Raw genomic sequence first — 19582 nt, 5'->3', positions numbered from 1 at the left:
CATTAGTTCTAGGCTCGGTCAGTCGGCAGAAGGCAGAAGGTGGCGACCGTCGTCGAGTTTCCTGTCGATCGTTGCCGCCAGCAGCTTGACCGCGTTCAGCAGAACGCCCTGTTGGTCCAGGCCGGTCTCGAGACTGAGCAGCATCTTCATTCCGTCGTGCGTTAGCTGCAGGTCGTCAATCCAGTCATGGAGCGCGAGTACGTCGTCCTTTCCTATGGATGCTGGTTTAGCTTCGTTAAAATTGATCTCAGCCATGATTCACCTCTCATATAGGTGGGTTGTGGTCAGGCCTGGCGCGGTGTTGGTAGCACCGCGTCGGGCCGCTTTGCTGCTACTTTTGTTCGACGTACTTGCCCGCCTTCGGGTCGTAGACGAGCGGCTTCAGGCGATCCGCGATGTGCGCGCGTCGCGTCGACCGCTCTTTGTCTTTCTGGATCGCATCGGCTTTTGCCGCTATGTCTGCCGCCACTGCATCAGAAAGCCTGCGTTCGTCGCTCTTGCCGCAGCCAGTCAAAGCGATTGAGATAAGAAGGGGGCCGAGTATTAGTAGTCTTTTCATTTCCTAACGCCTATAAATTAGAACTACTTAGAAATTAATGTCTAAGGTGGCCGTGGTTTCCGAGATGCTTGTGATGTGGGTCAGCCGAGTCTTTCGAGGAGACTTTCCGGCCGCAGATGCGTGTAGCGCTTGAGCATCTGCATGCTCTTGTGTCCCGTGATGCTCGCGACTTCCATGGGATGCAGGCCCTTCTCAAACAATCTGGACGCTGCCTCGTGACGTAAGTCATGCCATCGAAGCTCTTTGACGTTGGGAAGGGACTTGCTTGCTTTCTGAAGGCTGCGCTTCCAGACGCAGAGCACGGCATTGGCCGTGGTGTGGAAGACCGGCCCTTTAAGCCTGCCCGGATCGACGTTCACTGGGCCGAAAGTGGCGCGAGGATCTTCAAGCCGTATCGGTGCCTCGGCGAGCGCGGCGAGATGGCGCAATACCGTCACTGCGCGACTTGAAAGGGGCAGAGCACTTGGAACGCCCTTGTTGTCGCTTCCCCGAGCCGCTGCAGGGAATGTAATGAGACGGGATTTGAGGTCGATCCATGCCCACTGAAGGCTGAACAACGTTCCCTGCCTCAAACTGGTTTCGATTGCCAGCTCGAAGGCCGGGGCGGCCCATGCGTTGTTTGATGCGGCAAGTTGCGCGTGTAGGACCTCGAATTCCCCTGGGTTCAAGCGCCGGTCGCGGGCGCGACTGCCTGACGGCTTTCGGATGTTCTTGAGCGGGTTTGCAAGGCTTTCCAGCCCCCATTCCTTCCGGGCGATCTCAAAGAGGTGGCTGACGAGCTGGAGTTCGAGCCGAATGGTATTTTCTGCGCGTCCGGCTGCCCGGCGCTCGTCTCGGTACTTTGCGAAATCTGCGCCACGCAAGTTGGCGAGAGTTCGATACGACAGAGGGTTGTCGATCCAGCGTTCGATGCGCCGATTTTCCTGATAGGGGTGGCGCTTCTCTGGGACGATTTCGCGACGGTACCGCTCCAGTGCCTCACGCAGCGTAGTCCGCTCGGCTTCGGTGCGATCGACGTATGCGCCGCTATCCATCTCTGATTCCACGCGTCGAGCCCATTGCTGGGCTTGCTGCTTGGTGTCGAACGATCGATAGACCGGCTTGTATCCGCGCCGACGGACTTCGGCTCGCCAATACTCGCCGCGCTGACTGATGTGTGCCATTCCAGACTCCATGCGAAAGGATGAGATCGCTTGGTCTGGATTTTTCCGTTCCGGCAGATTTCCGGCAAAGGCCAGTTTTTGACGCCTGCACACGCGGGCTATAGACGAAAAAAAAGCACCAACGCTTTCGCGCAAGTGCTTGATTTCCTACGGCTAATTCGGTGGTGGGGCGTGAGTGACTCGAACACTCGACCTACGGATTAAGAGTCCGCTGCTCTACCAACTGAGCTAACGCCCCCAACAGAAGAAAGATTATGCCGGGGTTTTTAGGGCATGGCAAGACCTTTCTGCAAATTTCCTGAAAATATTTCGTCACGCCAACGGCGGCTGTCGGCACGGTAACGAGCGATCGCAGTTGGCGCGCTCCCGGTATGATGACGCCACACGTGTTGCGCGGCGGTCGCGCAACGCTCTCTGGACATTCGAAGATGGACGAAAACGCAGTCCGCGAATTGCTGGATCGCCTGCTGGCCCCGTGGGTCCGCTCGCTGGGTCTGGTCCCCGTGTCGATCGGCGACGACAGCGTCACGCTGCGCCTGCCGTTTTCCGGCGAATTCCGCCATTCGGGCGGCATCATCTGCGGCCAGGTGTTCACGGCGGCCGCCGACACCGCGATGGTGGTCGCGATCTCGTCCGCGCTCGGCGAGTTCCGGCCGATGACGACGGTATCGCTGAACACCAACTTCATGCGTCCCGTGCGCAAGGGCGACGTGCTCGTCACCGCGCGCGTGCTGCGAATGGGCCGCAACCTCGTGTTCGGTGAAGTCGAGCTGTTCGACGAGGATGGCAAGATGGCCGTCCACGCGACGTCGACCTACGCGCTCGTCAGCTGAGCGGCGCGATGTTCGACCAGATCGTCTTTGCAGGCGGCGGCAATCGCTGCTGGTGGCAGGCCGGCTTCTGGGATGTCGCACGGCCGGCGCTCGACCTGCGCCCGCGCGTGATCACCGGCATCTCGGCCGGCGCGGCGACCGCGTGCATGCTGTATACGCGCGACGCCCAGTGGGTGATGCGCTATTACGAAGAGGCGCTGCGCCACAACCGGAAGAACGCGTACTGGGGCAACCTGTTCGGGCGCGAGCCCGTGTTTCCGCATTACCGGATCTATCGCCAGGCATTGCTCGACATCTACGGCGAGCCGTTCGCGAAGCTGGCCGACGCGCCGGAGATCCGCATCGGCGTGTCGCACGTGCCGCGCTGGCTCGGCGCGCGCAGCGCGGTCGCCGCCGGTCTCGTCGCGTACAACATCGAGAAATACGTGCGCAAGACGCTGCACCCGACGCTCGGGCGCACGCTCGGCTTTCGTCCCGAATTCGTGCGCGCGCAGGCCTGCACGCAAGTCGACGAACTCGCCGACCTGATCCTGCAGTCGTCCTGCACGCCGCCGTTCACGCCTGTATTGCGCCGCGGCGGCCGGCCCGTGCTCGATGGCGGGATGGTCGACAACGTGCCGGTCGACGCGCTCGACCCGTCGCCGGGCGACGTGCTGGTGCTCGTCACGCGGCTGTATCCGCGCCCGCAGATGTTCACGGTCGCGCACGGCGACCAGCGGCGGCTGTATGTGCAGCCGTCGAGCAAGGTGCCGATTTCGAGCTGGGATTACACGAGCCCGTCGCAGATGCGGCATGCGTACGATCTCGGGCGGCGCGACGGCGAGCATTTCCTCACGCGCGTCGGCGCGATGACGGGCGGCCGCGTGGCCGCCTGACGATCGGGAAGGGAGAAGCGGGGCCGCGCAGTGCGCGCAGCCCGTGCGATCAGCGCTTGCGGATCGGCGTCAGCGCTTCGGGGTTGGCGACGCTCGACATGTCGCCGTCGTCGAACGCGAGGATGTTGCGGAACGCCGCGCTGAAGTAAAGCTCGTAGCTTTCGCGTTCGACGTAGCCGATGTGCGGCGTGCAGATCACGTTTTCCATGCGCAGCAGGCTGTAGCCCTGCAGGATCGGCTCGCTCTCGAACACGTCGATCGCGACCATCCCCGGACGGTTGTGCGACAGCGCGTTGACGAGCGCGTTTTCCTCGAGCAGCTCGGCGCGGCTCGTGTTGACGAGCAGCGACGTCGGCTTCATCCGCATCAGGTCTTCCTGCTTCACGATCCCGCGCGTGTCGTCGTGCATGCGCAGGTGCAGCGACAGCACGTCGCTCTGCTCGAACAGCGCTTCGCGGCTCTCGGCCGCCGTGTAGCCGTCGGCGCGCGCGGCTTCGAGCGAATGCTCGCGGCCCCAGATCAGCACGTTCATCCCGAAGGCCTTGCCGTAGCCGGCGACGAGCCGGCCGATCTTGCCGTAACCCCAGATGCCGAGCGTCTGGCCGCGCAGCACCTGGCCGAGACCGAAGTTCGGCGGCATGGCCGACGTCTTCAGGCCCGATTGCTGCCAGGCGCCCTGCTTCAGGTTAGCCACGTACTGCGGGATGCGGCGCTGGGCCGCCATCACGAGCGCCCACGTCAGTTCGGCGGGCGCGAACGGCGAACCCGTGCCTTCGAGCACCGCGATTCCGCGGTCGGTACAGGCTTCCAGATCGATGTGGCTCGACACGCGGCCGGTCTGGCTGATCATGCGCAGATTCGGCAGCTTGGCGAGCAGTTGCGAGGAAATCGGGGTCCGTTCACGAATCAGCACGAGCGCCTCGACTTCCGCCAGGCGGCTTGCGAGCTGTCCCAGGCCGCGCACCGTATTGTTGAAGACCTTCACGTCGTGGCCGGCAAGCATCTCGAAGCAGTTCAGCTTGCGGACGGCGTCCTGGTAGTCGTCGAGGATGGCAATTTTCATGGTGAACGGGTGTCGCGCGTTGAAAGCGGCAGTGGCGGCGGCGCACGTCGCGCACCCGTCCCGCCCGGCCGGGGCCGACATGATGCTACGTCGGCCGCCTTCATGGTGTCTTTTTAACAGGTTGTTACGCTCCGCCGCAATTGGCGGGAGCCTGACCCGGCGCCGCTCGCGTGCGGGGCGCAAGGGTGCGCTGTTGTGTCGCATCAAACACGTCTTTCCTGATTCGGCTACTTACTCGACGAGGTTCACCCAATTGTTGCTCCAATCAGAATAATTGGATCATCTATCCACGAAGGGCGAGGATTTTTGACTATTTTTATCGTCAACCGGCCCCTTGTTGAGCAACTCTGCATCATTTCCGCTGTCGTAGGAGAATTACGCATTTGCTTCATCTTTTTGAAGTTGTACTAGCGGCAGGAGTCGTTTATGGATCACTTGCAGTCGATGCGCGTATTCGTCAAGGTTGCAGATCTCGGCAGTTTCGCGCGGGCCGCGAGCGCAATGGATATCTCCAACGCGGTCGCGACGCGCCACGTCGCCGACCTCGAAGGCCGGCTCGGCACGCGCTTGCTCAATCGCACCACGCGCAGCCTCTCCCTGACCGAGTCGGGTCAGGTCTATCTGGAGCGTGCCCGCCAGATCCTCGATGAGCTCGAGGACGTCGAGCAGATGGTCGTCGCGCGCAATCACGAGCCGGTCGGCACGCTGCGCATCGTCGCGCCGGTCGTGTTCGGCCTGCACAACCTCGCACCCGTGCTGCAGTCGTACACGGAGAATTTCCCGAAAGTGGTGCCGGATCTCACGCTGGTCGACCGGCAGGTCGATCTCGTCGAGGAAGGCTTCGACGTCGGCATCGTCGTCACGCGCCAGATGCGCAGCGCGAGCATCGTTACGCGGCGCCTGACCACCGGTTGCATGACCGTGTGCGCGACGCCGAGCTATCTGGAGAAGCACGGCGTGCCGACTCATCCGGAACAGCTCGCCGAGCACCCGAGCCTGAGCCTGCCGACCGAATACTGGGGCGACGAGCGCGTGTTCACGGGGCCGGATGGCGAAGTGCGCGTGCGCCCGACCAACGTGATCGTCGCGAACAACACCGCGATGCTGCGCCAGTTCGCGCTGCTCGGGATGGGCGTCGCGATCCTGCCGAGCTACCTGATCGGCAGCGACATCGCGCGCGGCGCGCTCGTGCGGCTGCTGCCGGATTTCCGGCTGCCGCAGGTCGAGATCAACATCGCGTATCCGAGCCGGCGCCATCTGCCGGCGAAGGTGCGGACGTTCATCGATCACCTCGTCGAGCATTTCAGCCACTCGACCGACGCGATGATCGGCGAGCAGTGGGCCGCGCAGGGTTCGGCGCTCGCGCCGATCGGCGTCGAGACACGTGCCGAGCAGCCGGAAGCGGCCGACCCGAACCTGTCGCCGCGCCTGCCGCGTTCGCCGCGCACGCGCGTCGCGGTGCCGTCGCCGCTGTAACGGCGCGGCGGCCGGGCGGCGGTTGCCGTCAGCACAAAGAAAAAACGCGGATCGAGCGATCGATCCGCGTTTTTTTATTGGCTGCGTGATGAAGTCCGACGCGAAGCCTGATGGCCGGGGAGGCCCCGGCGGCCATGTCGTTACGAACCCGTCTTGCGCGCCGTCGTCTTGCGGGCGGCCGTCTTGGTGGCTGCGGTCTTCGCGGCGGTGGTCTTCGCGGCGGTCTTGCGGGCCGGTGCCGGTTTCTCTTCGGCGCCTTCCGTCACGGTTTCGGCATCCTTCGTCGCCGATTTTGCCGTCTTCTTCGCGGCGGCGGCCTTCGGTTCCTTCTTTTCGAACTCGAAGCCGATCTTGCCGTCCGGCTGCTTCACGAGGAACGCCTTGAAGTTGCGGCCGGTACGCGACGACTTGAAGTTCGGCAGCAGATCCGTGCGGCCGTCGGCGAGCAGCTTGCCCATCTGCTCGCGCGTGATTTCCTGCTGCAGGATCACCTTGCCCGAGCGGAAGTCGCAAGTCTTCGGGTTCGCCACCGAGTGTTCGCAGACGTAGCTCATCCCGTGCTCGAACACGCGACCCTTGCACTTCGGGCACGCGCCGACCGGCTCCTGCGCTGAGAAGTCGGGCGCTTCGCCTTCCTCGCCGCCCTGATCCTGGCCGAAATCGAACTCGAGCTTGTAGTTCTTCGTCTCGTCGTCGAAGGACAGCTTGAGGATCGCCGAGAACGGGCGGCCCATCTTGCTGCGGAACCCGGAAAGCGGACCGATTTCCTTCTTCTGCAGCAGCTCCTCGACTTCCGGGATTTCGAACTGCCGGCTGCCGGGGATCTTCGAGATCGAGAACTCGCACTTCGTGCATGCGAAGCGGCGGTAGTTTTCCTTCACCTGGCCGCCGCAGTTCGGGCACGGCGTCTCGAGCGTCGCGTAGTCGCCGGGGATCGTGTCGGAATCGTATTCCTTCGCGCGCTTGACGATTTGCTGCGTCATGCGGGCGATTTCCTGCATGAACGCGTCGCGCCCGAGGTTGCCGCGCTCCATCTGCGACAGCTTGTATTCCCATTCGCCGGTGAGCTCCGGCGCGGTCAGTTCCTTCACGCCGAGCCCGCGCAACAGCGTCATCAACTGGAATGCCTTCGCGGTCGGGATCATTTCGCGACCCTCGCGCAGCAGGTATTTCTCGCCGAGCAGGCCTTCGATGATCGCCGCGCGCGTGGCCGGCGTGCCGAGGCCCTTCGCGGCCATCGCCTCGCGCAGCTCGTCGTCCTCGACCAGCTTGCCCGCGCCTTCCATCGCGGACAGCAATGTCGCTTCCGAGTAGCGTGCGGGCGGCTTCGTCACGAGCGCGACGGCGGCGATCTCGTCCGTCTTCACCTTCTCGTCCTTCTGCACCGGCACGAGGTTCGCGTCCGCGCCTTCGGCGTCGCGACCGTACACCTGCAGCCAGCCCGGCTCGACGAGCACCTTGCCTTCGGTCTTGAAGTGATGGCCGGCGACTTCGGTGATCCGCGTCGTGACGCGGAATTCGGCGGCCGGGAAGAACACCGCGAGGAAGCGCTTCACGACCAGGTCGTACAGCTTCTGCTCGGGCTCGGACAGCGCCTTCGGCGCCTGCAGCGTCGGGATGATTGCAAAGTGGTCGCTGATCTTCGAGTTGTCGAAGATCCGCTTGTTCGGCTTCACCCAGCCCTTGTCGAGCACCTGCTTCGCATGCGGCAGGTAGTTGTTGCTCTCCTTGAGCATCTCGAGCGTGGACTCGACCGTCGACAGGTAGTCTTCCGGCAGCGCGCGCGCATCGGTACGCGGGTAGGTCAGCACCTTGTGCTTTTCATACAGCGCCTGCGCGAGACCGAGCGTGTTCTTCGCGGAAAAGCCGAAGCGGCCGTTCGCCTCGCGCTGCAGGCTCGTCAGGTCGAACAGCAGCGGCGACAGTTGCGTCGACGGCTTCGATTCCTCCGAGACCGTGCCGATCTGGTCACGGCATGCAGCGACGATCGTTTCGGCGGCAGGCAGGCTCCACAGGCGGGAGTCGCGTCGCTCCGGATCGAATTCGTCGCGCTTGAATTTCGGGTCGTACCACTTGCCTTCGTAGAAGCCGCCCGCGCACGCGAATTCGGCCTTCACTTCCCAATAGTCGCGCGGGATGAAGCGGCGGATTTTCTCTTCACGTTCGACGACGATCGACAATGTTGGCGTCTGAACGCGCCCGACGGTCGTCAGGAAGAAGCCGCCGCCCTTGCTGTTGAACGCGGTCATCGCGCGGGTGCCGTTGATCCCGACGAGCCAGTCGGCTTCCGAGCGGCAGCGTGCGGCGTCGGCGAGCGGCTGCATGTCGGTGTCGCTGCGCAGGTTCGCGAAACCGTCGCGGATCGCCTGCGGGGTCATCGACTGCAGCCACAGGCGCTGGACCGGCTGCTTCGCCTTCGCGTGCTGCGCGATCAGGCGGAAAATCAGCTCGCCCTCGCGCCCCGCGTCACATGCGTTGATCAGCCGGTCGACGTCCTTGCGCTTCATCAGCTTCGTGAGCACCTTGAGGCGCGACTCGCTTTTTGCGATCGGGTTCAGGTCGAAATGCGGGGGGATGACGGGCAGATGCGCGAAGCTCCATTTCCCGCGCTTGACCTCGTACTCTTCCGGGGCGGCGATTTCCAGCAGGTGGCCGACAGCGGACGAAAGGACGAAATCGTCGCTCTCGTAATACTCGTCATGCTTGGTAAAGCCGCCCAAAGCGCGTGCGATGTCGTTCGCGACAGAAGGCTTTTCCGCAATGATCAGTGCTTTGGACATGACAGGTGTGTGTTGGTAGACCGGGTTCGCCGGTTGTGGGTCCCTTTTACGACCGCTTTATAGCACACGCCGCAGCGACGGCGGCTCAGCGTGTAAAAAGCGGCTCATCATAGAGGGGGGCTGCAACGGCGGCAAGCGCCCGCCGCGGCGGGCGCCCGCAAATACGGGCAAAACCGCCGCGCCGGCCCGCCAATTCAGGCTTCGACGATCAGGACGTTGCGCAATTTCGGTGCGTGCGGCGCGCCGGGCACCGCGCTCAGGTCGGACAGCATCCGCTCGACGATCGCCGCGTGCGGCAGCACCGTGCCGAAGAAACGTGCGGTGTTGGCATCCTCGATCAGGATCGTCGGGAAGTTCTCGACATCGAGATCGTCGAGTTGGTCGGCATGCGTTTCGATGTCGATCCAGGCGAAGCAGGCGTTTGGATGCGCGTCGGCGAGCTGGTCGAAGGCCGTCCGGTAGTCGCGGCACGTGCCGCACCATTCGGCGCACAGGCAGGCGACGAGCAACGTGCCGGGATCGGCGAGGCGCTCGGCGATCCGATCCGCATCGGTGTCGAGATTCAGCGCGGGCATGGAATTCCTTGGATATCGTCGGCGGCGTGGCCGCCCTTATGCCGGGGAATGTAGCACGCCGCACGGGGCCGGGGTGGGCGTGGCGTCAAGCCGCGCGAAGCGTCCGCCAGGGAGGCTGGCGACGCGGCCGGCCAGCTCCAGCGCCAGCAGCGCGCCGTGCAGCACGTCGTCGGACAGGCCGCTGTGTTCGGCGAGCCATTCGTAGGTAACGGGGCCGTATCCCAATGCGGCCAGCGCGGCCTGCTCGGATGCGGCGCCCGGCGGCGGGGCTTCGATTCGGGCTGGCGTGGCGGCCGGAACGGCGGGATCCGTCTGCTCGGCGCCGGCAGCTTCGATGATGCGGATGCCGTCGGCGTTCGCGCCGGGATGCCCCGCGCGAGCCGGGCGGCCGGTTGCACACGCGGCCGGTTCGGCCAGCCCGTACTCCTCGAGCACATCGAGCGGCGCCGCCGTGAGCTTCGCGCCGTCGCGGATCAGCGCGTGGCAGCCCTGCGCGAGCGGTGCGTGGATCGAGCCCGGCACCGCGAACACATCGCGCCCCAATTCGTTCGCGAGCCGTGCGGTGATCAGCGAGCCGGAGCGCGGCGCGGCCTCGACGACGAGCGTGCCGATCGCCAGTGCGGCGATCAGCCGGTTGCGCTGCGGGAAATGCGCGGCCCGGGCCGGCGTGCCGAGCGGCCATTCCGACACGATCGCACCGCGCGCGGCGATCTCGTGCGCGAGTGCGCGATGCCGCGCCGGGTAGACGAGATCGGCGCCCGTCGCGATGACGGCGACCGTGCCCGAGCGGCCGTCGAGCCCGCCGCGATGCGCGGCACCGTCGATCCCGAGCGCGAGGCCCGAGACGATCGAGAGCCCCGCGTCGGACAACGCGCGCGCGAAGCCCGTTGCGTCGGCGAGCCCCTGAGGCGTCGCGTGCCGGCTGCCGACCACGGCGAGGCCGCGTGCATGCAGCAGGTCGAGCCGGCCCTTTACATATAGCAGTGGCGGCGGATCGTGCAGGTCGCGCAACCGCGGCGGGTAGGCTGGATCGTGGAGCGTGACCAGCGCATTGCCCGGCGCATCGAGCCACGCGAGCACAGCGTCGGTGCGTGCGTCGAGATCGCCGCGCTCGCTCGCGCGAACCGCTTGTGCGGCGGCGGGACTGCTCACCGCGGCGATGGCCGGATCAGATGCGCGCAACAGTGCGGCCGGTGAGCCGAAGGCATCGAGCAGGATCTGCAGCACGGCTGGCGCGAGGCCGGGCGCGAGCGCGAGCTGTAGCCACGCGCGCAGCGCGGACGGCGTCAGCGCTTGCGGCGACATGAGGCTGCCCTCGAATGCGGCGGCCAGCGGACCGCGTGGCGCCATGATAAAATTTTCATCATCCGAAATACTCGACAAGGCCGTGCGCACGAGCGCCCGGCCAATTGCAGGAGGCGTGATCCGCGGCGTTGAATCGCCACGCATCCGCCTCATCTTCATTGCATCCCGGCGGCGGCACCAGTCGGCCGGATGGCCGATGCGGCACGCCGCTCCACCGAATACCGAACACCATGGCTTTGCTCAATATTCTTCATTACCCCGACAAGCGGCTGCATAAGGTCGCCAAGCCCGTCGACAAGGTCGACGACCGGATCCGCAAGCTCGTCGCCGACATGGCCGAGACCATGTACGCGGCGCCCGGCATCGGCCTTGCGGCCACGCAGGTCGACGTGCACGAGCGTGTGATCGTGATCGACATCTCGGAGGAGAAGAACGAACTGCGCGCGTTCATCAACCCCGAGATCGTGTGGTCGAGCGACGCGAAGCAGATCTATGAAGAAGGCTGCCTGTCGGTGCCCGGCATCTACGACGAGGTCGAGCGGCCCGACCACGTGCGCGTGCGCGCGCTCAACGAGCAGGGCGAGACGTTCGAGCTCGACTGCGAAGGCCTGCTCGCCGTGTGCGTCCAGCACGAGATGGATCACCTGATGGGGCGCGTGTTCGTCGAATACCTGTCGTCGCTCAAGCAGACGCGCATCAAGACGAAGATGAAGAAACTCGAACGCGCGATGTAACGCGCGTTCGCCCTGCCCGACCTCGAACGCTGTCATGACCCATACGTTGCGCGTGATTTTTGCCGGCACGCCGGAATTTGCCGCGGCTGCCCTTGCCGCAATCCACGAGGCCGGTTTCCCGGTGCCGCTCGTGCTCACCCAGCCCGATCGCCCTGCGGGGCGCGGGATGAAGCTGCAGGCGAGCGCCGTGAAGCGCTACGCCGTCGAGCACGGGATGCCCGTCGCGCAGCCGCCGTCGTTGCGCCGCGCGGGCAAGTACCCGGCCGAGGCGGCCGCTGCGATCGAGCTGCTGCGCACGACGCCGCACGACGTGATGGTGGTGGCCGCCTACGGCCTGCTGCTGCCGCAGGAAGTGCTCGACATCCCGCGCGCCGGCTGCATCAACATCCATGCATCGCTGCTGCCGCGCTGGCGCGGCGCCGCGCCGATCCATCGTGCGATCGAGGCCGGTGACGCCGAGACGGGCGTCACGCTGATGCAGATGGACGTCGGCCTCGATACCGGTGCGATGATCGAGGAAGCACGCAACTCGATCGCGGCCGACGATACGACCGCGACGCTGCACGACCGGCTCGCTGCTGATGGCGCGCGGTTGATCGTCGATGCGCTCGTGCGGCTCGAGCGCGACGGCACGCTGCCGGCGACGCCGCAGCCGGCCGATGGCGTGACCTATGCGGAAAAGATCGGCAAGCATGAGGCGGCGCTCGACTGGCGCAAGCCGGCCGACGTGCTCGCGCGCCAGGTGCGTGCGTTCGATCCGTTCCCGGGCGGCGTCGCGATGCTCGACGGCGCGGCGATCAAGCTGTGGGCGGCCGAGCCCGTGGCGGCGCGCGGCGACGCGGCGCCCGGCACGATCGTCGACGCCGCGCCGGAAGGCGTGGTCGTCGCATGCGGCAGCGGCGCGCTGCGCGTCACGCAGTTGCAGAAGCCGGGCGGCAAACGGCTGCCCGCGCGCGAATTCCTGGCTGGCTCGCCGCTCGCCGCAGGCCAGCGTTTCGCGCTGCCCGACGTTGCCTGACGCGGGCTGACCGTCATTCGACACGGCCTGCCGGCCCTGCACAATTGGCCGGACGGCCGAGTCGCGCGGCGCGGCAGGCGCGCGTAGAATTTCCCTGCGCTCTCCGGTTTCGAGGATTTCATGTTCGGCATCACCCATTTCGGTTTCTTCGTGCTGGCGGTTTTCTTGCTGAACGTCACGCCCGGCCCCGACACGGCTTACATCGTCGGCCGCAGCGTCGCGCAGGGCCGCGGCGCGGGGCTGATGTCGGCATTCGGCATTTCGGCAGGCTGCTGCGTTCACGCGCTCGCTTGCGCATTCGGCCTGACCGCGCTGCTTGCGGCGTCGGCCACCGCGTTCACGGTGATCAAGCTGGTTGGCGCGGCCTACCTGATCTACCTCGGCGTGCGGATGATCATCACGAAGCAGGCCGCCGCGCCGGCGGGCGCCGAAGCCGCGCAGGCCGCGGCTGCCAAGCCGCTGCGCCAGTTGTTCATGCAGGGCTTCTGGACCAACGTGCTGAACCCGAAGGTCGTGCTGTTCTTCGTGTCGTTCTTCCCGCAGTTCGTGTCGGCCGACAGCCCGCACAAGGCATGGGCGTTCCTGACCCTCGGCGCGGTGTTCGTCGCGATGAGCAGGGTCTGGACGAGCCTGGTCGCATGGGTTGCGGGCAGCGTCACGCAGCGCTTTTCCGGCAAGCCGGGCGTCAAGAAGTGGCTCGACCGCACGGTCGGCAGCGCGTTCGTCGGCCTCGGGCTGCGCCTTGCAACATCGCAACGCTGAGATTGAATTTTTCCGGCAAGACCTTATCTAACAAATCGCTTACAATTTTTCCGCCGCGCCCTGTGATGCGCGGCGGGTCCCCTGACGGATAAGGAGTGGGTATGTTCAATTGGGTCAAAACGGCGATGCTGATGGCCGCGATCACGGCCCTGTTCATCGTGATCGGCGGCATGATCGGCGGCTCGCGGGGCATGACGATCGCGCTGCTGTTCGCGCTCGGCATGAATTTCTTCTCTTACTGGTTCTCGGACAAGATGGTGCTGCGCATGTACAACGCGCAGGAAGTCGACGAGAACTCGGCGCCGCAGTTCTACCGGATGGTGCGCGAGCTGGCCACGCGCGCGAACCTGCCGATGCCGCGCGTCTACCTGATCAACGAGGACGCGCCGAACGCGTTCGCGACGGGCCGCAACCCCGAGCACGCGGCGGTCGCCGCGACGACGGGCATCCTGCGCGTGCTGTCGGAGCGCGAGATGCGCGGCGTGATGGCGCACGAGCTTGCGCACGTGAAGCACCGCGACATCCTGATCTCGACGATCACCGCGACGATGGCAGGCGCGATCTCGGCGATCGCGAACTTCGCGATGTTCTTCGGCGGGCGCGACGAGAACGGCCGGCCGGCCAACCCGATCGCCGGTATCGCGGTCGCGCTGCTCGCGCCGATCGCAGGCGCCTTGATCCAGATGGCGATTTCGCGGGCACGCGAGTTCGAGGCCGATCGCGGCGGCGCGCAGATTTCCGGCGATCCGCAGTCGCTCGCGACCGCGCTCGACAAGATCCATCGCTATGCGGCGGGTATCCCGTTCCAGGCGGCCGAGGCCCATCCGGCCACCGCGCAGATGATGATCATGAACCCGCTGCACGGCGGTGGCCTGCAGAACCTGTTCTCGACGCACCCGGCCACCGAGGAGCGCATCGCGCGCCTGATGGAGATGGCGCGTACCGGCCGCTTCGACTGAACCCCGGCGTACCGTGCGGCCGTTGCCGCGCGGGGTCCGGCACGCCACCCCGCACGCTTCGCGCTGCGGGGTGTTTCGTTTGTGCGCGCCGTAAAGGGGACAAAGGGGCCGCGTGGTCGCACGCTACAATGCGCGATTTGGGATCGCGAGGCCTTGCGGCCGCCGCGATCCTGCCGTTTGCCGCATTTGCTTGCTGCGCTTGATTGCCGATTCCGTACCGATGACACGAACCCGTTCTTCCGCTCCGTCTTCTTCCGGCCGCCCGGCGCGTCTGGCCGCGCTGCACCTGGCGCCCGATTCGCTCGGCTTCGCGCTCGACGCGGCCGCGCAGGCGGTCGATGCGGTACGGCGCGGCACTGCGCTGCCGGCAGCGTTGTCGGCGGTATTCGCACAGATGGAGTCCGGTGCGCAGGCGCTCGCGCGCGGTGCGACGCAGGATGTTGCCTACCGGACGATGCGTCGCCTTGGCAGCGCGGATTGGCTGATCGGCAAACTCGTCAGCAAGGCGCCGCCCGCGCACGTGCATGCGGTGCTCGCCGGCGCGCTCGCGCTGTTGCTCGACCCGGCGGACGATGCCGCGTATTCGGCATTCACGGTAGTCGATCAGGCCGTCACCGTCATCGGTGCGCGGCGTGAATGCGCGTTCGCGAAGGGCATGGTCAACGCGGTATTGCGCCGTTTCCTGCGCGAGCGCGATGCCCTCGTCGCGGCGATGCAGGACGATCCGGTCGCGCGGTGGAATTACCGCGCATGGTGGGTCGATGCGGTGAAGCGCGCATGGCCCGATGCATGGCAGGCGATCCTCGCGGCCGGCGAACGACAGGGCCCGTTGACGCTGCGCGTGAATGCGCGCCGCGCGAGCGTCGACGCGTATCTCGATACGCTGCGGGCGAGCGGGATCGAAGCGACGGCGATCGGCCGGCACGCGGTGCGGCTCGCGTCGGCGTTGCCGGTCGAGCGCATTCCGGGCTTCGCCGACGGCGTGGTGTCGGTGCAGGACGCCGGCGCGCAGCTCGCGGCCGAATGGCTCGGCGCGCGCGACGGCATGTGCGTGCTCGATGCCTGCGCGGCCCCCGGCGGCAAGACCGGCCACATTCTCGAACTGGCTGACGCGGAAGTCGTTGCGCTCGAAAGCGATGCAACGCGCGCGGCGCGCATCGGCGAAAACCTCGTGCGCCTGTCGCTCGAAGCGAACGTGTGCGTCGGCGATGCAGGTGCGCCCGACGCGTGGTACGACGGGCGCCCGTTCGACCGTATCCTCGCCGATGTGCCGTGCTCGGCGTCCGGCATCGTGCGGCGGCATCCCGACATTCGCTGGTTGCGCCGCGAGGCCGACATTCCGGCGCTCGTAGCGGAACAGCGCCGCATCCTGTCGGCGCTGTGGCCGCTCGTGAAGCCGGGCGGCGAGCTGCTTTACGTGACCTGTTCGATCTTCCCCGAGGAAGGCGAATTGCAGGCCCGCTGGTTTGAAGCGGCCTGTGAAGATGCGGTACGATTGGACGCCCCCGGCCAGCTGCTGCCAGGCGGCGTGCAGGGACGGGCGGCCGCCGGCGCACTCGACCAGAACACCGATCAAGACGGATTTTTCTACGCGCGGTTTCAGAAACGGTGACGATCAAACACCTTTTTCCATTTCGGCTCGCGGCCGTCTTGCTGGTCGCGTTGATGCTGTGCCTGGCCGTCGTCCGGCCGGCGCATGCCGAATCGATCGCCGTGCAGCGCGCGTCGCTCCAGTCCGACGGAAGCGGCTGGAGCCTCGACGCGCGTTTCGACTTCGAGCTGAATCCGAACCTCGAGGATGCCGTGAACAAAGGCATTCCGGTGTATTTCACGACGGATTTCGAGTTGAGTCGCGCGCGCTGGTACTGGCTTGACGAACAGCCGGTATCGGTGTCGCAGACGATCCGCCTGTCGTTCCAGCCGCTCACGCGCGAGTACCGCGTATCGACCGGCGGCCTGCAGCTCGGCTTCCCGTCGCTGAAGGACGCGCTCGCGGTCGTCCGGCACATCACGTCGTGGCACGTGATCGACCGCAACCAGGTGCGCTCGGGCGAAACCTACACGGCATCGGTACGGATGCAGCTCGATACGGCGCTGATGCCGAAGCCGTTCCAGGTCGATGCCGTGAACAACCGCGACTGGACGCTCGGGTCGGACTGGAAGCGCTTCACTTTCACGGTGACCGAACGTGCTAAATAAAGTGCGCCGCGCGGCCAGCGGGAAGAGCCTCCTCGTCCGTGTGATCGTCTCGACCGTCGCGCTCACCGCGCTGCTGCTGCTCGTGCTGCTCGCGGCCGCGAGCGCGAACACCGAATTCTTCGATCGCTACTACTCGTGGCTGTACGCGACGAACATCGTCGTCGCGCTCGTGTTCCTGCTCGTGGTGCTCGGGCTGATCGGGATGATCGTCGTGCGCCTGAGGAAGGGCAAGTTCGGCACGCGGCTGCTCGCGAAGCTCGCGGTGTTCTTCGCGCTCGTCGGCGTGGTGCCGGGCGGGATCATCTACATCGTGTCGTACCAGTTCGTGTCGCGCAGTATCGAGTCGTGGTTCGACGTGAACGTCGAGACCGCGCTGACGGCCGGCCTGAACCTCGGCCGCGGGATGCTCGATGCGTCGCTGTCCGACCTGCAGACGAAGGCGCGGATGATGTCCGACCAGCTCGCGAGCGTCGATGCGAACACGAACGGCACGACACTCACGCTGCTGCGGCTGCGCGACCAGTTCGGCGTGCAGGACGCGACGATCGTCGAGCCGAGCCGCGGCGGCTCGGGCGCGGCGCCCGACCTGCATATCGTCGCGCAGGCGTCGGGCAATTTCGCGGCGCTGATTCCGGACGACCTGCCGACGCCGCTGATGCTGAGCCAGGCGCGCGAACACGGCGCGTACGCGGCGATCGAGGGCGAAGTCGACGGCGACCCGCGCGCGCATGGCGCGAAGGGCGCGCTGCGGCTGCGCGTCGTGCGACCGATTCCCGATGCGACGACGTCGCTGCTGCAGCCGGCGGAGCGTTTCCTGCAGCTCACGCAGCCGGTGCCGCCGACGCTCGCGCACAACGCGGACGCCGTGCAGCGCGCGTATCGCGAGTACCAGGAAAAGTCGCTCGGCCGCACGGGGCTGCGCAAGATGTACATCGGCACGCTGACGCTCGCGCTGTTCCTCGCGACTTTCATCGCGATGATGCTCGCGCTCGCGCTCGGCCAGCAGCTCGCGCGGCCGCTGTTCCTGCTCGCGCAGGGCACGAAGGAAGTCACGGAAGGCGACTACACGCCGAAGCGCGAGATCAAGACGCGCGACGAGCTCGGCTTCCTCACGCAGTCGTTCAACGCGATGACGCGCCAGTTATCCGAGGCGCGGCTCGCGGTCGAGAAGAACCGCGTCGCGCTCGAGCATTCGAAGACGTATCTCGAAAGCATCCTCGCGAACCTGACCGCCGGTGTGTTCGTGCTCGACCGCCAGTTCAGGCTGACGACGGCCAATCGCGGTGCCGAGCGGATCTTCCGGCAGCCGTTCAACTCGCTGATCGGCACGACGCTCGACCGGATCGGCATGGCGGCAGGGTTCGGCGCGATGGTGCGCAAGGCGTTCGCCGATCGCGAGGCGGCGTCCGATGGCGGCAGCGGCGACCGCGGCCACTGGCAGCAGCAGTTCGCGATCGAGGTGCCGGGCGAAACCGAGCCGCTGACGCTGCTCGTGCGCGGCACGCGCCTCGTGTCGACGGTCGAGGGGCAGGCCGACGACCCGCAGACGTCCGGTTACGTCGTCGTGTTCGACGACATCTCCGACGTGATTTCCGCGCAGCGGTCGGTCGCGTGGGGCGAGGTCGCGCGCCGGCTCGCGCACGAGATCAAGAATCCGCTGACGCCGATCCAGCTGTCGGCCGAGCGGCTGCAGATGAAGCTGTCCGACAAGCTCGCGCCGCCCGATGCGGATGTGCTCAAGCGCGGCGCGACGATGATCGTGAACCAGGTAGCCGCGATGAAGCGGATGGTCGACGATTTCCGCGAATACGCGCGCACGCCGCCGGCGGTGCTCGCGAACCTGCAGTTGAATGAACTGGCGAGCGAGGTGCTCGGGCTGTATGGTGTCGGCGAAGGGAAGAACCCGATCATCGCCGAACTCGCGCCGTCGCTGCCGGTAATACGCGGCGACGCGACGCAACTGCGCCAGGTGATTCACAACCTGCTGCAGAATGCGCAGGATTCGGTCGCGGAGTCTGCGCATCCGCGTGTGTTGATCGAAACCAAGACAGTAGAATATGGCGATCCCGACGCCGAGGGCAAAACGCGCGTCGCGGTACGTCTTACCGTGTCCGACAACGGGCCCGGTTTTCCGGCACGCATCCTGACCCGCGCGTTCGAGCCTTACGTGACGACGAAGGCGAAGGGCACGGGGCTCGGGTTGGCCACGGTCAAGAAAATCGTCGACGAGCATGGCGCGCGGATCGATCTGCGCAATCGCATGCACGGCGAGACCGTCGAGGGTGCGCAGGTGTCGATCCTGTTCCTGCAGATGGCGAGCGATGCGCCAGGCGCCGAATCGGGCGTGCAGGACGGGACGGCCCCCGCCAAGACAAAAGCAAGTGAGCAGACAAAGGCAGCGTAAATGGCAACCATCCTGGTGGTAGATGATGAAATGGGCATCCGGGAATTGCTCTCGGAGATCCTCAGCGATGAAGGACATGTCGTCGAGGCAGCGGAGAACGCGCAGGCCGCGCGGGAATACCGGCTGAATCAGGCGCCCGATCTCGTGCTGCTCGATATCTGGATGCCCGATACCGACGGCGTGACCTTGCTCAAGGAGTGGGCGGCGCAGGGGCTGCTGACGATGCCCGTGATCATGATGTCCGGGCACGCGACGATCGATACGGCCGTCGAGGCAACGAAGATCGGCGCGCTCGATTTCCTCGAGAAGCCGATCGCACTTCAGAAGCTGCTGAAGTCGGTCGAGCACGGTCTCGCACGCGGTGCGGCGCCCATGTCCGCCAACGCGGCGGCGAAGGCCGGCGCCGGACAGGCCGCGGGGCCTGCATCGGTGGCGTCCGCGGCAGCGCTGCCGACGCTCGGCGACGACATGGCAGTGGCGCTCGGCCTCGCGGGGCAGACGGCCGCGATCCCGTTCGACATCCCGTTGCGCGAAGCGCGCGATGCGTTCGAGCGCGCGTACTTCGAATATCACCTCGCGCGCGAAAACGGCAGCATGACGCGCGTCGCGGAGAAGACGGGCCTCGAGCGCACGCACCTGTATCGCAAGCTCAAGCAGCTCGGTGTCGAGCTCGGCAAGAAGCCGTCCGAAGGCGTCGTATAAAATATTTCGCGAAACCTCTTGCTCGGGTACGAATAGCTCGATATACTTTCATTCTTCGTTGGCCCGGTAGCTCAGTTGGTAGAGCAGCGGATTGAAAATCCGCGTGTCGATGGTTCGATTCCGTCCCAGGCCACCAGCATTTAAAACCCCAAGAATCGGAAGGTTCTTGGGGTTT

Annotated in this window: 18 protein-coding genes and 2 tRNA genes; 12 read left to right on the top strand and 8 right to left on the bottom strand. The window is 65.8% G+C overall.

Annotated elements, in window-relative coordinates; translation table 11 throughout:
- Window positions 1–18: 18 nt before the first annotated feature.
- From HWX87_RS31275 to HWX87_RS31260, 4 genes are all read right to left on the bottom strand, one after another.
- The gene (locus HWX87_RS31275; protein WP_176050833.1) at window positions 19–255 is read right to left on the bottom strand and encodes a hypothetical protein; all 237 of its coding nucleotides are present in this window, start codon (window positions 253–255) and stop codon (window positions 19–21) included.
- A 76-nt stretch (window positions 256–331) separates the two neighbouring features.
- Entirely contained in the window at window positions 332–559 is a 228-nt protein-coding gene (locus tag HWX87_RS31270) for a hypothetical protein (RefSeq protein WP_176050832.1), read from the bottom strand.
- A gap of 80 nt (window positions 560–639) precedes the next feature.
- A complete protein-coding gene (locus HWX87_RS31265) occupies window positions 640–1857 on the bottom strand; it encodes a site-specific integrase (RefSeq protein ID WP_244137796.1) in 1218 nt (405 codons plus the stop codon).
- Between the two features lie 27 nt (window positions 1858–1884).
- Window positions 1885–1960: transfer RNA gene (locus tag HWX87_RS31260), tRNA-Lys, on the bottom strand.
- Between the two features lie 190 nt (window positions 1961–2150).
- Between HWX87_RS31260 and HWX87_RS31255 the strand changes: the two genes are divergently transcribed.
- Window positions 2151–2555: a PaaI family thioesterase gene (locus tag HWX87_RS31255; RefSeq protein ID WP_034201217.1), complete on the top strand. Its 405-nt coding sequence runs from the start codon at window positions 2151–2153 to the stop codon at window positions 2553–2555.
- An 8-nt stretch (window positions 2556–2563) separates the two neighbouring features.
- Window positions 2564–3430, top strand: coding sequence for a patatin-like phospholipase family protein (locus tag HWX87_RS31250; RefSeq protein WP_176050831.1), 867 nt, complete (start codon window positions 2564–2566; stop codon window positions 3428–3430).
- A 49-nt stretch (window positions 3431–3479) separates the two neighbouring features.
- Here HWX87_RS31250 and HWX87_RS31245 read toward each other — a convergent pair whose 3' ends face one another.
- Window positions 3480–4493 carry a D-2-hydroxyacid dehydrogenase family protein gene (locus HWX87_RS31245; protein ID WP_176050830.1) on the bottom strand — a complete coding sequence of 338 codons (1014 nt, stop codon included), beginning with the start codon at window positions 4491–4493 and terminating at the stop codon, window positions 3480–3482.
- A 426-nt stretch (window positions 4494–4919) separates the two neighbouring features.
- Here HWX87_RS31245 and HWX87_RS31240 point away from each other — a divergent pair, with 426 nt between their 5' ends.
- Entirely contained in the window at window positions 4920–5969 is a 1050-nt protein-coding gene (locus HWX87_RS31240; RefSeq protein ID WP_176050829.1) for a LysR family transcriptional regulator, read from the top strand.
- 140 nt (window positions 5970–6109) lie between these two features.
- Here HWX87_RS31240 and HWX87_RS31235 read toward each other — a convergent pair whose 3' ends face one another.
- The 3 genes from HWX87_RS31235 to dprA form a co-directional block, all read right to left on the bottom strand.
- The gene (locus tag HWX87_RS31235; protein ID WP_176050828.1) at window positions 6110–8749 is read right to left on the bottom strand and encodes a DNA topoisomerase III; all 2640 of its coding nucleotides are present in this window, start codon (window positions 8747–8749) and stop codon (window positions 6110–6112) included.
- A gap of 194 nt (window positions 8750–8943) precedes the next feature.
- Window positions 8944–9324: a thioredoxin family protein gene (locus HWX87_RS31230; RefSeq protein WP_176050826.1), complete on the bottom strand. Its 381-nt coding sequence runs from the start codon at window positions 9322–9324 to the stop codon at window positions 8944–8946.
- Between the two features lie 36 nt (window positions 9325–9360).
- A complete protein-coding gene (gene dprA, locus HWX87_RS31225; RefSeq protein WP_244137795.1) occupies window positions 9361–10674 on the bottom strand; it encodes a DNA-processing protein DprA in 1314 nt (437 codons plus the stop codon).
- Between the two features lie 185 nt (window positions 10675–10859).
- Between dprA and def the strand changes: the two genes are divergently transcribed.
- The 9 genes from def (at window position 10860) to HWX87_RS31180 (ending at window position 19543) form a co-directional block, all read left to right on the top strand.
- Window positions 10860–11363: a peptide deformylase gene (gene def / locus HWX87_RS31220; RefSeq protein WP_176050823.1), complete on the top strand. Its 504-nt coding sequence runs from the start codon at window positions 10860–10862 to the stop codon at window positions 11361–11363.
- A 34-nt stretch (window positions 11364–11397) separates the two neighbouring features.
- Window positions 11398–12381 (top strand): methionyl-tRNA formyltransferase, encoded by a 984-nt coding sequence (fmt, locus tag HWX87_RS31215; protein ID WP_176050822.1) that lies wholly within the window; start codon window positions 11398–11400, stop codon window positions 12379–12381.
- Window positions 12382–12501: 120 nt separating this feature from the next.
- Window positions 12502–13143, top strand: coding sequence for a LysE family translocator (locus HWX87_RS31210; protein ID WP_176050820.1), 642 nt, complete (start codon window positions 12502–12504; stop codon window positions 13141–13143).
- 101 nt (window positions 13144–13244) lie between these two features.
- Window positions 13245–14102: a zinc metalloprotease HtpX gene (htpX, locus tag HWX87_RS31205; protein ID WP_176050819.1), complete on the top strand. Its 858-nt coding sequence runs from the start codon at window positions 13245–13247 to the stop codon at window positions 14100–14102.
- A gap of 220 nt (window positions 14103–14322) precedes the next feature.
- The gene (gene rsmB / locus HWX87_RS31200; RefSeq protein WP_176050818.1) at window positions 14323–15714 is read left to right on the top strand and encodes a 16S rRNA (cytosine(967)-C(5))-methyltransferase RsmB; all 1392 of its coding nucleotides are present in this window, start codon (window positions 14323–14325) and stop codon (window positions 15712–15714) included.
- Entirely contained in the window at window positions 15711–16301 is a 591-nt protein-coding gene (locus HWX87_RS31195) for a DUF4390 domain-containing protein (RefSeq protein WP_176050817.1), read from the top strand. The genes rsmB and HWX87_RS31195 overlap by 4 nt, the downstream gene beginning before the upstream one ends.
- Window positions 16291–18705 carry a sensor histidine kinase EsaS gene (gene esaS / locus HWX87_RS31190; protein WP_176050816.1) on the top strand — a complete coding sequence of 805 codons (2415 nt, stop codon included), beginning with the start codon at window positions 16291–16293 and terminating at the stop codon, window positions 18703–18705. Before HWX87_RS31195 ends, esaS begins: the two co-directional genes overlap by 11 nt.
- Window positions 18706–19407, top strand: coding sequence for a response regulator transcription factor EsaR (gene esaR / locus HWX87_RS31185; RefSeq protein WP_176050815.1), 702 nt, complete (start codon window positions 18706–18708; stop codon window positions 19405–19407).
- A gap of 60 nt (window positions 19408–19467) precedes the next feature.
- Window positions 19468–19543 (top strand) — tRNA-Phe (locus tag HWX87_RS31180).
- Window positions 19544–19582 lie beyond the last annotated feature (39 nt).

It is taken from the genome of Burkholderia sp. BCC1644 (genome assembly GCF_902833225.1).
Classification (GTDB): Bacteria; Pseudomonadota; Gammaproteobacteria; order Burkholderiales; family Burkholderiaceae; genus Burkholderia.
Note: the sequence above shows the minus strand (reverse complement) of the source record. Positions and strands in the feature narration are given on the sequence as shown.